Raw genomic sequence first — 13,422 nt, 5'->3', positions numbered from 1 at the left:
TCTGTCGCTGAGGATGTCTCGTGCCCGGCCCCTAACCCTAACCCTAACCCTAACCCTAACCCTAACCCTCACCCTCTCCCCGCTCGCGGGGAGAGGGAACGACGCTACTCTTCCGGATAGGCAATGACGCCGGTAAAAAGCGTGTCATATCCTCAGCTTGTTTTTGACAGCCGATGATTGCTGTCACTAGACTGGCTTCCGATTATGGGAGGCCGGTCGGAGGTTGGCTGGCTGTGAGGAACAGGGCGGAGCATCATGAGCCAGTATGATATTCTCGATCAGCGCTTCAAGGCGTTGATCAACGGGTCTGCGAAATTGGAGCAGCTTTGGACGGGCGGGCGCTGGACCGAGGGACCCGTCTATGTGCCGGCCGCACGCCATGTCGTATGGTCCGATATCCCGAACGACCGAATTCTGCGGTATGACGAAGTGATGGGCGCAGCCGGCGTCTTCGAGAGTCCCGTCGGTTATCACAATGGCCACACGCTCGATTTCGAAGGCCGGATCATCGCCTGCGAGCATGGAGGCCGCCGTGTCAGCCGGCTGGATCATGACGGGCTATGGCGGCCGCTCGCCGACCGTTTCGACGGCAAGCGGTTGAATTCGCCGAACGACGTTGTCGTGAAGTCGGATGGCTCGATCTGGTTCACCGATCCGACCTACGGGATCGACAGTGATTATGAGGGCTTTGCCGCACCCTCCGAAATCAATGCGTCCAACGTCTATCGCATCGATCCAGCCGATGGAGCGGTGACGCTGGTTGCCGGTGACCGCGTCAAGCCGAACGGTCTCACCTTCTCGCCGGATGAAAGCGTGCTCTATGTATCCGATACCGGCGGCTCGCATGTGCCCGGCCTGCCGCCGACGATCACCGCCTATTCCGTCAATCCGGACGGCCGCAGCCTCAGTGAGGGGCGTGTTTTCGCCACCTGCGAAGTCGGCATGTTCGACGGTTTCCGGGTTGATCGCCAGGGCAACATCTTCGCCTCCAGCGGCGATTCCGTCCGGGTCTACGCGCCGGATGGTACATTGATCGGCCGCATTCTCATTCCGGAGGTCGTATCGAACCTCTGCTTCGGCGGTCCGAAGCGCAACCGGCTCTATATCACCGCTACGACTTCGCTCTATGCAATCTATGTGAACAGCGGCCCTGCTGAGCCGGCTAATCGTCTCGGTTAGAGTTCGATAGTGTTTCAGTTCGAATTTTTTGCCGCACTGCTTTGCTGGAAGTGTTCGGCACCTTCGATTTGAACCCAATCGTGTTTCGACTGCTCAAAAACCGATCGAGCGGGGGCCGGGAATTTCGGGTCGGCCATAGCGCCGACCGCAACCCCGACGAAGGACGGCAGGTTATCGGCCTTCCAATAGACCGATGATCCGCAGCTTGGACAAAAGTAGGTATGGACCTTCCCGCCGCTTGCCGCCTCGCGGGTGAACTCTTTCGACGTTCCGGAAATCGCGACGGCGTCGACGGGATAAAAGGCGCCCACGCCAAATGGCGCGCCGGTTCTGCGTTGGCAGTCAAGACAATGACAGGCCACAACCAATTTTGCCGGCTCTGAAAGCATCAGTCTCAGAGCGCCGCAACTGCATCGAGCATCAGCCATTCGAAAACCCTCCGTTTTCTGAAGCGGGATCGTGTTGAGATTTCAAACCGGCGCTACGACGCGCTCCCGCGGCGCATCGTTCAGCATGCATCCGAGGCTCCATTTTCCAGCCTCAAATCAAAAATTCGCTGTTTGGGGAATCTCGGTTGTGCCGGGCAAGCGCCGCTGTAGTCGCCTCGATCAGGGCCTGCTGGCGTGACCCGGGCCCGCGCCTGGACCTGCACCTCGCTCCGGTCCCTGGTCGAAAGCTGAGAAGGGGCGGGCTTCGTTGGGTGGCGGCACGTCGAGATAGGTCATGATATTGTCGACGTGGCTGACTTGCGAGCGCAGGCTGTCCAGCGATTTGCCGGTGAGATTGGTGCCGGCTGGCAACTGGGCGGTCAGCGGGTTTTCGTAGCGGCCGTTGACGCGCAGTTCGTAATAGAGATGCGGACCGGTGGAATAGCCGGTGGAGCCGACATAGGCGATGACCTGGCCCTGGGTGACGCGCTCTCCGACATGCAGGTCCGACGGCGTCGAGGCAATATGGGCATAGGTGGTCTCGTAGCCGCCATCGTGGCGAATGCGGACATATTTGCCGTAGCCCGTTTCCCAGGAAATCTTTTCGACGGTGCCGTCGCCGGCGGCCATGATCGGGCTGCCCATCGGAGCGCGGAAATCGACGCCGTTGTGGAATTTCCGGACGCCGAGGATCGGATGGATGCGCCAGGCAAATCCATCACCGAGCGTGCCATTGGGCACGGGACGGTGGGTCAGCACCTTGGCAACCGAATGACCGCCCTCGTCGTAGAATTCGGAGGCGCCGTTGCCGCCGTCTTTGTGCAGATAGAAGCGATGCGTATCGCCATCGGTATGGAACTCGATGAACATCAGCTCGCTTTTGCCATTGTCCGCCTTGCGGAACAGCAGATCGACGCTGTCGGGCGTATCGTCACCCGTCAATGAAACGTCATTTGCCTTGGCAAGCTTCATGAGCTGGTCGGCGCATTCGTCGGAAAGCCCCGCCTTCTTCAGCTTGGCACGGATCGTCGTCCGATCGTCGCTGTCGATGCCCTTAAGGTCGACCGCGGCCACTTCCGAGGAGGAGGGCGCGTCAGCCTGGCTCTCGCTATAGAGCGTGGAAAACAGCCGGTCGTCGGTGAGCGGCACGAAGCCGTCGGCATCGTCGCGTGCGACGATGCGCTCCGGCGTTTTCCCGCCGCTGAGGCGGGCCATGATCAGTTTCGGCGCGGCGTCGGCCGTCCTTTTTTCGAGCAGCAGTTCCAGGCTATCGCCGGGCGAAACCGTATCGGTTTCCAAGGCGCGCTGCAGTTCGTCGCCAGCGTCTTGACCCAGGCCGGCGGAGGCGAGGATATCCTGCAGGTCCTGCCGGTCTTTGGGCATGGAAACCAGTCTCTTGAACTCGCGGCCGGTCTCGCCCGTGGTCGCCTTCGACACGCTGACATTCAACGGCACGCCGCGGACCGGGAAGCGCGAGCGCCGGACCGCATCGTAACGATTGGCATGCGGATAGATGCCCGGGCGGATATCCGAAAGCGCCGCCGCTGAAAAGAGAGCAGGCTCGGACTGGGCATCGTCGCCATAGGCCGCATTGATGGCCGTGGCGTCATCGTCGGAAGGCTCGGCAGCTTCGGCTTTGAAGACCAGCGTCGTACGGTGATAGGTGAAGATGCGGGTTTCGCCGTTTGAAGTCTTTTCCGCCACCTGCGCAAAGCGGGCGCCGTCGAAACGCTGTTTCGCGGCAATCCGGTCGCTCTTAGGTAGGGCGGGCTGTGAGCGGATGAGCTGGGCTATGCGGACCGGCACAGCCTGTTCGATCGTATGGCGGGCAAGCAGCGGGTAAAGAACGGTGGCGAGAAGGCCGAAGGAGGCGGTGCCGGCAAGGCCGATGGCGATCAGATGGCGAAGATGGGCTGAGCGGGGCAGAAAAGGAATATGAAATTCATGATGCGGCCGCGCCTGAATCGCAGCCTCTGCGGGGAATTGGACGCGCAATGGACTTTCGACCATGAATTGAGGAACCCTGCAGACTGCGGTGGGCCCAAACTAGGGCAAATCATGTCAAAATCTGGGCAAATATTACGGATCGGTTAATTACGGTGATCTTCGGCGGGTGCAGATTCTCGCATCACGGGTGATTCGTCAACCGAAGATGGTGTCGTAGAGCAGCTTGAAATTCAGCGCCAGAATGATGCCTGCAACCAGCCAGGAGAGGAGGGCAACGCTTCTCGGAACGGTGAATCTGCCCATTTTTCCGCGATCCGTGACGAACTGGACGAGCGGTATGACGGCAAAGGGCAGTTGCATGGACAGGATGACCTGGCTCAGAACCAGCAAATCCGCAGTACCTTTTTCACCATAAAATGCGGTAACAAAAACAACTGGAATAATTGCGAGGCCGCGCGTCAAAAGCCGCCTTGCCCAGTGCGGAATGCGCAGGCGCAGGAAACCTTCCATGACGATCTGGCCGGCGAGCGTCGCCGTTACGGTGGAATTGAGGCCTGATGCAAGAAGCGCCACGGCAAAGAGCGTCGAAGCGATCCCAAGGCCGAGCAGCGGCGAAAGCAACTCGAAGGCCTGACCGATTTCGGCGACATCGGAATGCCCGCTATTGTGGAATGCGACGGCTGCCACAATCAGGATGGAAGCGTTGACGAAAAGTGCCAGCATTAAGGCAATGGTGCTGTCGGTCGTCGCCCATTTGATCGCGTCGCGGCGGCCTTCATCGGTGCGCTTATAGGCGCGGGTCTGCACGATCGAGGAGTGCAGGTAGAGATTATGCGGCATGACGGTCGCGCCGATGATGCCCATGGCGATATAAAGCATCTCGTGATTGGTGACGATCTCGGGCGAAGGAATGAAACCATCGAGAATAGCGGCGACCGGAGGAGCGGCGGCGGCGATCTGGATGGCGAAGCAGATGGCGATAACGACGAGGAGTGCGATGACGAAGGCCTCCAGGAAGCGAAAGCCCTTGTTCATCAGGAGCAGCAGCAGGAAGGCGTCGAGCGCGGTGATCAGCGCGCCGCCGATCAAGGGGATACCGAAGAGCAATTGCAGCGCGATCGCGGTGCCGATGACTTCGGCGAGGTCGCAGGCGATGATCGCGAGTTCGCAGGCAAACCACAGGGCCAGATTGACCGGCCTCGAATAATGGTCGCGGCAGGCCTGCGCCAGATCGCGGCCGGTGACGATGCCGAGCCGGGCGGCAAGGGCTTGGAGCAAAATAGCCATCAGATTGGACAGCATGATGACGGCAAGCAGCGTGTAGCCGAATTGCGCGCCGCCGGCGAGGTCCGTCGCCCAGTTGCCAGGGTCCATGTAGCCGACGGAAACCATGTAGCCCGGTCCGAGAAAGGCGATCAGCCGCCGGACCCAGGTCCCGGTATGCGGTACATGAACTGTGGCATTGACTTCCGGTAGGCTCGGCCGCGCATCTTCATCGGGGTGGGCGAATTTCCATGCAGGCTGTGCGGCTGCTTCCTGAATCTGCGTCATGCGGGGCTCCGGAACGGTCTGTGACATGACCAAATAAATATGCCGGATATCAACATTATGCAATAGGCTATATTGTATAGTTTAGGCATGGTAATGGCGATCGCGCCGCCGCCGCAAAAACTATCATCCGCTTTCAAGATTGAAGCCGGTGCTATAAAGATAAAAGGGATTTTATCCGCATCTCCGGAGCCTAACGCATTGCCAGCCAGAAAACCGCCGATCTATCGAGACGAACCGCTGCCGGATGCCGAGACGCATTCGGAGGGTTTCCGGCATACGCGGGAGGCCACCCGTGGCGCCCTGGTGGAAGATTATGTCGAGCTGATCGCCGATCTCATCGATGACGGCAACGAGGCGCGGCAGGTGGATATCGCGGCAAGGCTTGGTGTGTCGCAGCCGACGGTCGCCAAGATGCTGGCACGGCTCTGCGACGATGGGCTGGTATCGCGGCGGCCCTATCGCGGTGTTTTCCTAACGGAGGCGGGCAGCAAGATTGCCCAGGACATCCGTGCCCGCCACCAGACGGTTGAAGCATTCCTTCGTTGGCTCGGCGTCAGCGCCGAGACGGCGCGAATCGACGCCGAGGGCATGGAACACCACGTCAGCGCCGAAACGCTGAAAGCGTTCCGGCGCGCCATGCAGCGCGACGGATAATCAAGGGATCGCGATCCTTATTCTGCCGCGTCGTGCTTGGAAATGGAATCGCGCACCACGCCGTATTGGCTGCCCCAGCGGTCGGTCATCTCGGCGCGAATATCCCAGAGATCGGGGAAGAAGCGGTGGCGGGTGCCGGCCTGCAACAGCTCGACCGGCCGACCCTTGAGGGATTTCGAACCTAGCCCAATCGAGCGCTGGATCAGATAGATGTGATTGGCGCGGAATTTCTGAAAGAGTTCGTCGAACTCCACCAGCGCCTCCGCGACGACATAGCTGTCGCCATGATCGTATTTGCCATCATAGAGGTCCTCGACCGTCAATCCCGGTGCGTCGAGGTAATGCGCCTTGAAGGCCCGCCAGAGATCCGGCGGCAGGCGCAGCAGGAACTTGAAACCGGGCGATTCCTGGCCGCTGCCATTGCCGAGCTGCAGGCGAATCTGCTGATATTCCTTCGGCGACATGGTTTCGAGCAGATCGAGCTGCGTCGTCATCAACCGCATCAGCCGATGCACGCGGCCCATCAGCGTCACCACCCGATGGGTATTGTTTTCTTCGATGAAGGCGATGACATCGACCAGCGTGTAGGCGATGAGCTTCATCCAGAGTTCTTCCACTTGATGGACGATCTGGAACTGCAGCTCGTCGCCGTTGACCATCTCGCTTAACGGCTTCTGACAGGCGAGCAGCTTGTCGCATTGCAGATAAACGCCATAGTCGCGCATGTCTGGCGCCTCGATGTGTGCGTAGTATTCTTCCTTCTGCATCTTCGCTCCCATTTTCCTGGCCCTTGCCGCTGGCATATTCTCTTTTTGGAAGGATACGAAAATTTCGCTTGAACATTGTTTCTCATTGTCATTCAAAATCGGCAACTGGGAGTACGATTGTCTTAGCCGAGTGCAATGGAGAGAACGATGGACTTGGACGCGCTTGACCATAAGATCGTCTCGGCTCTGGAAGCCGATGCCCGCATCTCCTTTGCCGCGCTTGCCGATCGGGTCGGCCTCAGCAAGACGCCATGCTGGAAGCGGGTGAAAGCGCTGGAAGAGGCCGGCGTGATCCGCGGTTACCGGACGCTTCTCGATCCGGCGCAGCTCGGCTTCGGTCTGGAGGCCTTCGTGCAAGTGTCGATCGACGTCGAGCGCTTCGATGCCTTCGAAGCGGCCGTGCGCCGCCATCCGCTGATCTGGCGCTGTCATGCGACCACGGGGGAGGCCGACTATCTCCTGCACATATTGGCCGCGGACATGGCCGCCCTCGACCGGTTGCTGCGCCAGGAGTTGAACCGGCTACCCGGCGTACGGCATACGGTGACGTCGATGTCGACACGCGAAATCAAGTCGGACATCTCGTTTGCCGACGCGGCGCGGCATATCAGGGGGAGCCGCTAAATTTAAGGCCCGGACGCCCGGGCCTCATCCTCCAAATCCACCAAAGCGGCGGCGAACGGTTACATCTTGCTCATGCCCTTCTCGGCATTTTCCATGTGGGTCACACAATTTTTCATCTTGTGCGCCTTCATGGCATCTTTGGCCAGAGTCACCTGTTTGGTGGCGGCTGTCTTTTTCGTCTGGTCGGTCATTGCATCCACCTTGGTCTGCAAGGCCGCAATGGAAGCATCGTCACATTTCGCCATAGATGCAGCGTAAGCAGGCGCAATGCCCGCTGCCGCAAACACGGCCGCGATCAAAATCGATCTCAGCATGTGCATTTCCTCCGAAAGGGCATAATTGCCCTTCGCGGAAACGCACATGCACGCATGAGTGTTCCGGCTCCGAGCGACCTGCGACAAATTGAAACATGTCAAAAGCCATGCGTTAGATTCCGGCATACCATTCATAGCCGCGATCCTCCCAGAAGCCGCCTTTGCCGCCCCAGATATCGTCGAACTTGTCGCGGATTTCGATGCGCATCACGTATTTGGCATGCTTGTACCCGAGATGGCGCTCGACCCGCAGACGCAGCGGTGCGCCATGGGCGACTTCGAGATCCCTGCCGTTCATCGAATAGGCAAGGATCGTCTGCGGATGGAAGGCATCGATCAGGTCGATGCTCTCGTAGTAGCGGCCGCTGCCGTCGAGCGTCTGCTCCAACTCGTCGGCGCAGTAGAACACTGCGTAGCGCGCGCCCGGCTTCAGGCCGGCGCTCTGCAGGATGAGGCCGAGCGGTACGCCGGTCCATTTGCCGATGGCGCTCCAGCCTTCCACACAGTCATGGCGGGTAATCTGCGTGCGCGACGGCAGTTTCTTCAGGTCGGCCAGCGAAAATTCCATCGGCTGATTGACCATGCCGTCGACTTTCAGCTTCCAGGTGGAGAAACCGTTTTCCACCATAGCGGCATAGTCCTCGGTGCCGGGATCGTCGGTGCCGTTCGGTCGGAAAGTTGGCGAGATGTCCCTGTCGGTATATTCACGGGCAAGCGTCTGCGGCGAAACGAGCAGGCGTTGCGTACCCATGGTCAGACCTTCGGCCAGCGCCAGAACTTTCTGGACGTTCTGATTTCCGGTGACTTCGTCGCAGCCGGTAAGGCCGATGGCGCCGAGGCTGGCAGCAGAGCCGACGAGGAAGCGGCGACGGGTGAAAATCTTGCTCATGCGTCGTCCTCCCCTTTCGTGCGGATGGCATAGCGGCCGGTGACCATGGAGCGCATGTTGTTCCAGAGGCCGGACAGGATGACCATCACCACATGGACGAGGACGAAGAGCACGATCGTCCATGCAGTGATGAAATGAATGCCACGCGCCGTCTGCCGGCCGCCGAAGATATCGAGCAGGAACGGATAGCCGGCATCGATGCCGGGCGACATGGTGAGCCCGGTCGCCAGCATCAGCGGCAGCAGAATGAAGATGACGATCAGATAGGTGAGTTTTTGCAATGCGTTGTAGCGTTTCGCCTTCTCGCCTTTTGGAAAACGCAGGCGGGCATGCTCGATAATTTCATGCCAGAGATTGCGCGGCGAAACTTCGGCACCGGAAGGCGCCAGATCGCGGCGAAAATGGCCGGCAACGAAGCCATAGAGCAGGTAAATCAGACCGTTGAAGACGAAGAGCCAGGCGAAGAAGAAATGCCATCGCCGGCCGTCGGCCAGATCCTGATAACTTGGGATCGTCGCCCAGGCGGGAAAAGCGCGTTCAGTCCATTCACCGTCCTCTTTCGACGCGCCGAGAATGCCGGTCGTCGGGATCGTCAGGTTGCCGATGCGGAGGGTGCCGTAGGGCTGGTTGTCGCTGTCGGTGGCTGATATCTGCAGCCAGGACGGATCGGCATTGGCGCCGTATTGGCCCCAATAGAGGGCGGGATGGGCGTTGAAAATCTGCATGCCGCTCATCAGCAGCAGTGAAAGACAGAGCACATTCAGCCAGTGCGTCAGGCGGGTAACGATCGAATGCCGGCGAATGTAGATCGTCCGAGGGCGCGCAGGCGCACCGGTCGCATCGATGTCGGCCATGGCTAGGCTCCTCTCGAAATCTTCAACGAACCCTTTGAAAACCGTGACTGCATGGTACCACAAATCGAGCGGCAAAGTGGCGGCGCTCCATCACCAGGTCTGACTATGGAGCGCCGCATGGCAGGCTCTCGGCGGGCGGGTGCCGGTCGGCCTGCGAGCTTCCCTTGATGGGAAGATCACTTTGTCGGGAAGATCACATCGGCGGAACGGTGCCGTTGACGCCGACGGCAATGCGATCGCTGGAAACCATGCCGTCGCCTGTGGTTTCACCAGTGATGAAAACACCGGCGCCGGCCTTCAGATCGTCCTTGGTGGCCGAGGTCAGGGTCACGACAGGTGTGCCGTCCGGAATGTTGATCTTCTTCTCGCCGCCCTTATAGGTCAGGGTTAGTGTCGGGCCGTTCACCGACTTGACGGCATTGGCCACGGTGGCGTTGGTCATGGAACTGTTCGGCTTCGAGTCCCAGGGCCGGTCGCCTTCACCGGTGCCCTTCATCGAGGCGGGAAAGATCACGACTTCAATGGCGCCGGCAACGCCGCTCTTCGTCGGCTCGTTGGCGATACCAACGAAATCGCCGGGCTTGATGTCGGCGGCGGAAGCCTTGGTCACGCCGGTGACGCCCCAGCCGGATTTCAGCATCACGGTGATGTCCTTGCCGTCGCGGGACTTGACCTTGAGGGTATCGCCATCGAGGCTTTCGATCGTGCCCCGCACGCGGAGGCGGTCGGCGGCATTGGCGCCCTGCAGCGCAGCGAGCGTTACGACAGCGCCGGCGGCCAGTGCCAATATGCTCTTCGGCAGAAGCTTGCGATCCATGAATAGTCTCCTTGATAGACCTACTAGTCGGTAGGCTTTTGGACAGGCGGTCGAGGCCGCCAACAAAATTCTTTGCATGAGAAGACCGGAAAGATCGTCATCCCGTGCTGCAACGAGGCGATCCTATCTACCACTCGGTAGCTTCGCCAATCAAACAAGCGTGAGAGGCGCGTTACCCGTCAAAATCACGAAAACACAAATGATTTCAATGGAAAGTGGCCAGTCGATCGAACAGTGGCTCGACAATGGTGGCAAAGACAACCGGGTCGCCATAGGCTCGGGCCGAAAGCATGGCGCCGTGCACAGTCGCCATGAACGAAAGAGCCTCCTCGGTTGCCGGTCGGGGCATAACGAGACGGCGGTCGGCCGCGCCTTTTTCCATGACGGCGGCAAGCCAACCCGAGAGATCGCGGAAATGGCCGCGCACCTCAGCCGCAACATCGGCCGGCAGGACCGGCAGTTCGGCGGCAAGCATGGCGCAGATGCAGAAGGGTGCGGTATTGTCTCTGATGCACGCTTCCCAGAAGCCCGTATAGGCTCGAAGGCGCGCGACCGGATCGGCAATATCAGCGTCGGTCTTAGCGAGGCCCTGCCGCGCCTCCTCTCGATAGCGCGCCACGACGATCCTGACGAGATCGGCCTTGGTCGGAAAATGGTGATGGATGCTAGCTTTCCGAATACCGACCTCTGCCGAAATATCGGCGAAGCTGAAGCTGTTGTAGCCGCCCGCGATGATCAGGCCGCGTGCGGACTGGATGATTTCGTCAGCTTTTGTCGAAATATTGCTCATCCGTTTTGCCTACCTATTGGTAGGGTGTCTGTCAAGTCGTTCGGATTGTGGCTTTCGCCGTCGAGAATTCAAGCAAATCGTGAATACGGTTGAAACTTTATAGATTCACGCAATGGCTGAGCGCAAAAGCTGATTGCCTCAAAATCCCCTTCCTGTAACGTTATGGTGTCAAACACGGAAGATTGGAGAACCGAAATGATCGCCATTCGTCCATTTTTGATCGGCATTATCCTTGTCCTGGCGCTGGTGCTGATTGCGCTCAGCATCTTGCTGGTCAACCCCGTGAAGCCCATCCATCAATCCGACAACCTTATCCCGATGCAGACCGAGCCCGTGCAGCGCCGGTAGCGGCTAAGCAATTCCAGGAAAAGCGCCAAGCGGTTTTCCGTCCGGAATGCGTAAAACAAGGGATAGAGCGTTTTCAGCTCGACGGCGTGAAGCGTGCCACCAATGTATGACGATCGCCGGGATAGGTGAGGCGGACGTGGGTGATCGGCCCGAGGTTGCTCCAGGTGCGCCGTTCTATGACGAGGCAGGCGGTGCCCTTGGCGATGTCCAGGCTTGCGGCGGCCTCACTCTCCGCGGCGATGGCGCGGATCTGGTGTTCGGCCGTACTCCACGGCACCTGATTGATGAGCCATGGCCCCGGCGGCAATTCGTCGAAATCGACTTGAGCCGCCTCTGGTACGGCGTCGAGATTGATGACGCGGTCTTCCAGACAGAAGGGCCGGCGCCCGGCATAGTGAATGCAGGTGATGTCCAGCACCGAGACCGTGCCGGCAAATTGCAGCCGCCGCGCATCGTCGGGGCGGCCCTTGCGCTTGGCGCGCTTCATGATTTTGTGGGAATAGGGCAGGTTCAGCGACAGGATCTCCGACTTGATGTCGTGGATTTCCAACACTGCCGATTGCGCCTGCGGCTGCGTGACGAAACTTCCCGAGCGCTTGCGCCGCTCGATCAGTCCAGCCCTGGCAAGCTGCGTCAGCACCTTGTTCACCGTCATGCGCGAACAGTCATATTGTTCCGCCAGGGCAAGCTCGAAGGGAATCCGATGGCCGGGAGGCCAATCGCCGGAAACGATCCGGCTCTCGATATCGCTCAGGATACGCTGATGCAGGGTCGCTTCTTTAGCTGTCGTCATGCCGCCGACCGTTTCCTCGTGAGACCTGGATGATCGCCACTCTGTTCATTTAGAATTTCATTGTCGCGAGGAAAAGTGCTTTTTCAACCGATTAGTTCGTTCATCGCAGCGCGGAATCGGGCGGAGATCGTTTGCCTCTGCTTATGCCGTCCGCCTTCGACCTGCTTGCGGCCCTGCGCCCAGACGCTGTCGACCGTAACGCCGCCGGCGAACATCCATTGATCGAGGATCTGATCGCCCGAGACATAGGGAACGGCGCTGACGTCGAGTGAGACCACATCGGCGTAACCGCCGACAGCGAGCCCTGCTTGCGCCTTCAACGCAGCGCCGCCGCCTGTAATGGCGTGGTCGAACAGGGCGCGTGCCGTCGAGCCGCCCGATGTGGCGATGACGTTGCGGCCCCTCAGCGCCAGGCGCTGGGAATATTCGAGCTGCCGCAGTTCTTCCGGAACGGAGATCAGGATATTGGAATCCGAGCCGATGCCATAGCGACCGTCTTCCTCCAGGAATAGCGGCGCCGGAAAAGTGCCGTCGCCGAGATTGGCTTCCGTCACGGGGCAGAGGCCGGCGATCGCACCGCTTCTCGCCATGCGCCGGGTTTCATCATCGGTCATATGGGTCGCGTGGATAAGGCACCAGCGCCTGTCAACCGGGGCGTGGTCGAGCAGCCATTGCACGGGGCGGGCACCCGACCAGGCGATGCAATCCTCGACTTCCTTCACCTGTTCGGCGACATGGATATGGATCGGCCCATCACCGGCTAGCGGCACAAGTTTTTCCAGCTCCTCGGGCGTTACCGCCCGCAGGCTGTGCGGGGCAAGGCCGAGTTCGGCGCCCGGCAGCCGGCCAACGATCGTCCGGCAGCCGGTCATCAGGGCTTCGAAACGATCGAGCGAATTGATAAAGCGCCGCTGGCCATCGATGGGGGCCGCGCCGCCGAAGCCGGAATGGGCGTAGAAAACCGGCAGCAGGGTCAACCCAATGCCGGTCTCGGCGCTTGCCGCGCCGATGCGCTCGGCCAACTCGGCGACATTGGCATAGGGGCTGCCGTCCTTGTCGTGATGCAGATAGTGGAACTCGCCGACACGGGAAAAGCCGGCCTCCAGCATTTCCATATAGAGCTGCGCGGCCACCGCCTCGACATGATCGGGGGTCATCGACAGCGCGAACTTGTACATGACGGTCCGCCAGCTCCAGAAGCTGTCGTTCGCCGGACCTCGGACTTCGGCAAGGCCCGCCATGGCGCGCTGAAAGGCATGGCTGTGGAGATTAGGCATCGCGGGAACCAGAACGTCGTGCCGCTCGTCGCCGGCCTCGGCCGCAACATCTGCCTCGACGCCGGCAAAGCGGCCGTCTTCGAGAGTTAGCCGGACGTTTTTCCGCCAGCCATCGTGAAGCAGTGCCGAACGTGCATGAAGTTTCGTCATGACCTAGCTCTTTCCTTTTGGATCCAGAATCCAAAATCCC

The 13,422-nt window shown here is 59.9% G+C and carries 15 protein-coding genes; 4 read left to right on the top strand and 11 right to left on the bottom strand.

Features of this window, described 5'->3' with window-relative positions; all coding sequences use genetic code 11:
* Positions 1-255 precede the first annotated feature (255 nt).
* Entirely contained in the window at positions 256-1,179 is a 924-nt protein-coding gene (locus K290_RS0108260) for an SMP-30/gluconolactonase/LRE family protein (protein WP_028751471.1), read from the top strand.
* A gap of 14 nt (positions 1,180-1,193) precedes the next feature.
* Here K290_RS0108260 and K290_RS0108255 read toward each other — a convergent pair whose 3' ends face one another.
* The 3 genes from K290_RS0108255 to K290_RS0108245 form a co-directional block, all read right to left on the bottom strand.
* Complete coding sequence (locus K290_RS0108255; RefSeq protein ID WP_028751470.1) at positions 1,194-1,607, bottom strand: GFA family protein; 414 nt, start codon at positions 1,605-1,607, stop codon at positions 1,194-1,196.
* A 180-nt stretch (positions 1,608-1,787) separates the two neighbouring features.
* Entirely contained in the window at positions 1,788-3,617 is a 1,830-nt protein-coding gene (locus K290_RS0108250) for a M23 family metallopeptidase (RefSeq protein WP_028751469.1), read from the bottom strand.
* A gap of 132 nt (positions 3,618-3,749) precedes the next feature.
* Entirely contained in the window at positions 3,750-5,105 is a 1,356-nt protein-coding gene (locus tag K290_RS0108245; protein WP_028751468.1) for an Nramp family divalent metal transporter, read from the bottom strand.
* 198 nt (positions 5,106-5,303) lie between these two features.
* Here K290_RS0108245 and mntR point away from each other — a divergent pair, with 198 nt between their 5' ends.
* Positions 5,304-5,759 carry a manganese-binding transcriptional regulator MntR gene (gene mntR / locus K290_RS0108240; protein ID WP_028751467.1) on the top strand — a complete coding sequence of 152 codons (456 nt, stop codon included), beginning with the start codon at positions 5,304-5,306 and terminating at the stop codon, positions 5,757-5,759.
* Between the two features lie 17 nt (positions 5,760-5,776).
* On the opposite strand, the gene K290_RS0108235 is transcribed toward mntR, so the two are convergent.
* The gene (locus K290_RS0108235; protein WP_028751466.1) at positions 5,777-6,526 is read right to left on the bottom strand and encodes a tryptophan 2,3-dioxygenase family protein; all 750 of its coding nucleotides are present in this window, start codon (positions 6,524-6,526) and stop codon (positions 5,777-5,779) included.
* A gap of 147 nt (positions 6,527-6,673) precedes the next feature.
* Between K290_RS0108235 and K290_RS0108230 the strand changes: the two genes are divergently transcribed.
* Positions 6,674-7,150, top strand: a complete 477-nt coding sequence (locus tag K290_RS0108230; RefSeq protein ID WP_028751465.1) for an Lrp/AsnC family transcriptional regulator — start codon at positions 6,674-6,676, stop codon at positions 7,148-7,150.
* A 59-nt stretch (positions 7,151-7,209) separates the two neighbouring features.
* Here the strand turns inward: K290_RS0108230 and K290_RS0108225 are convergent, their stop codons facing one another.
* The 5 genes from K290_RS0108225 to K290_RS0108205 all read right to left on the bottom strand — a co-directional run bounded on the left by K290_RS0108225 (position 7,210) and on the right by K290_RS0108205 (position 10,814).
* Positions 7,210-7,464 carry a hypothetical protein gene (locus K290_RS0108225; protein ID WP_028751464.1) on the bottom strand — a complete coding sequence of 85 codons (255 nt, stop codon included), beginning with the start codon at positions 7,462-7,464 and terminating at the stop codon, positions 7,210-7,212.
* 112 nt (positions 7,465-7,576) lie between these two features.
* Entirely contained in the window at positions 7,577-8,353 is a 777-nt protein-coding gene (locus K290_RS0108220; protein ID WP_028751463.1) for a molybdopterin-binding protein, read from the bottom strand.
* Positions 8,350-9,207 (bottom strand): cytochrome b/b6 domain-containing protein, encoded by an 858-nt coding sequence (locus K290_RS0108215; RefSeq protein WP_028751462.1) that lies wholly within the window; start codon positions 9,205-9,207, stop codon positions 8,350-8,352. Before K290_RS0108215 ends, K290_RS0108220 begins: the two co-directional genes overlap by 4 nt.
* Before the next feature lie 193 nt (positions 9,208-9,400).
* A complete protein-coding gene (locus tag K290_RS0108210) occupies positions 9,401-10,024 on the bottom strand; it encodes a hypothetical protein (protein WP_028751461.1) in 624 nt (207 codons plus the stop codon).
* A 205-nt stretch (positions 10,025-10,229) separates the two neighbouring features.
* Complete coding sequence (locus K290_RS0108205; RefSeq protein WP_028751460.1) at positions 10,230-10,814, bottom strand: TetR/AcrR family transcriptional regulator; 585 nt, start codon at positions 10,812-10,814, stop codon at positions 10,230-10,232.
* Positions 10,815-11,009: 195 nt separating this feature from the next.
* On the opposite strand from K290_RS0108205, the gene K290_RS37865 reads away from it, so the two are divergent.
* Entirely contained in the window at positions 11,010-11,162 is a 153-nt protein-coding gene (locus tag K290_RS37865; RefSeq protein ID WP_154668566.1) for a hypothetical protein, read from the top strand.
* A 73-nt stretch (positions 11,163-11,235) separates the two neighbouring features.
* Here the strand turns inward: K290_RS37865 and hutC are convergent, their stop codons facing one another.
* The gene (gene hutC, locus K290_RS0108195; protein ID WP_028751459.1) at positions 11,236-11,955 is read right to left on the bottom strand and encodes a histidine utilization transcriptional repressor HutC; all 720 of its coding nucleotides are present in this window, start codon (positions 11,953-11,955) and stop codon (positions 11,236-11,238) included.
* An 83-nt stretch (positions 11,956-12,038) separates the two neighbouring features.
* Complete coding sequence (locus K290_RS0108190) at positions 12,039-13,382, bottom strand: formimidoylglutamate deiminase (RefSeq protein WP_028751458.1); 1,344 nt, start codon at positions 13,380-13,382, stop codon at positions 12,039-12,041.
* Between the last annotated feature and the right edge of the window lie 40 nt (positions 13,383-13,422).

The organism is Rhizobium leucaenae USDA 9039, from assembly GCF_000426285.1.
Taxonomy (GTDB): domain Bacteria; phylum Pseudomonadota; class Alphaproteobacteria; order Rhizobiales; family Rhizobiaceae; genus Rhizobium; species Rhizobium leucaenae.
The sequence above is the reverse complement of the archived record's forward strand: the minus strand, read 5'-3'. Positions and strand labels throughout refer to the sequence as shown.

Bases quoted from the DNA above. Each gene is read 5' to 3' on its own strand.
- K290_RS0108260 (WP_028751471.1), top strand. From the start codon at position 256: ATGAGCCAGTATGATATTCTCGATCAGCGCTTCAAGGCGTTGATCAAC.
- K290_RS0108255 (WP_028751470.1), bottom strand. From the start codon at position 1,607: ATGGCTGATGCTCGATGCAGTTGCGGCGCTCTGAGACTGATGCTTTCA.
- K290_RS0108250 (WP_028751469.1), bottom strand. From the start codon at position 3,617: ATGGTCGAAAGTCCATTGCGCGTCCAATTCCCCGCAGAGGCTGCGATT.
- K290_RS0108245 (WP_028751468.1), bottom strand. From the start codon at position 5,105: ATGACGCAGATTCAGGAAGCAGCCGCACAGCCTGCATGGAAATTCGCC.
- K290_RS0108235 (WP_028751466.1), bottom strand. From the start codon at position 6,526: ATGCAGAAGGAAGAATACTACGCACACATCGAGGCGCCAGACATGCGC.
- K290_RS0108230 (WP_028751465.1), top strand. From the start codon at position 6,674: ATGGACTTGGACGCGCTTGACCATAAGATCGTCTCGGCTCTGGAAGCC.
- K290_RS0108225 (WP_028751464.1), bottom strand. From the start codon at position 7,464: ATGCTGAGATCGATTTTGATCGCGGCCGTGTTTGCGGCAGCGGGCATT.
- K290_RS0108220 (WP_028751463.1), bottom strand. From the start codon at position 8,353: ATGAGCAAGATTTTCACCCGTCGCCGCTTCCTCGTCGGCTCTGCTGCC.
- K290_RS0108215 (WP_028751462.1), bottom strand. From the start codon at position 9,207: ATGGCCGACATCGATGCGACCGGTGCGCCTGCGCGCCCTCGGACGATC.
- K290_RS0108210 (WP_028751461.1), bottom strand. From the start codon at position 10,024: ATGGATCGCAAGCTTCTGCCGAAGAGCATATTGGCACTGGCCGCCGGC.
- K290_RS0108205 (WP_028751460.1), bottom strand. From the start codon at position 10,814: ATGAGCAATATTTCGACAAAAGCTGACGAAATCATCCAGTCCGCACGC.
- K290_RS37865 (WP_154668566.1), top strand. From the start codon at position 11,010: ATGATCGCCATTCGTCCATTTTTGATCGGCATTATCCTTGTCCTGGCG.
- hutC (WP_028751459.1), bottom strand. From the start codon at position 11,955: ATGACGACAGCTAAAGAAGCGACCCTGCATCAGCGTATCCTGAGCGAT.
- K290_RS0108190 (WP_028751458.1), bottom strand. From the start codon at position 13,382: ATGACGAAACTTCATGCACGTTCGGCACTGCTTCACGATGGCTGGCGG.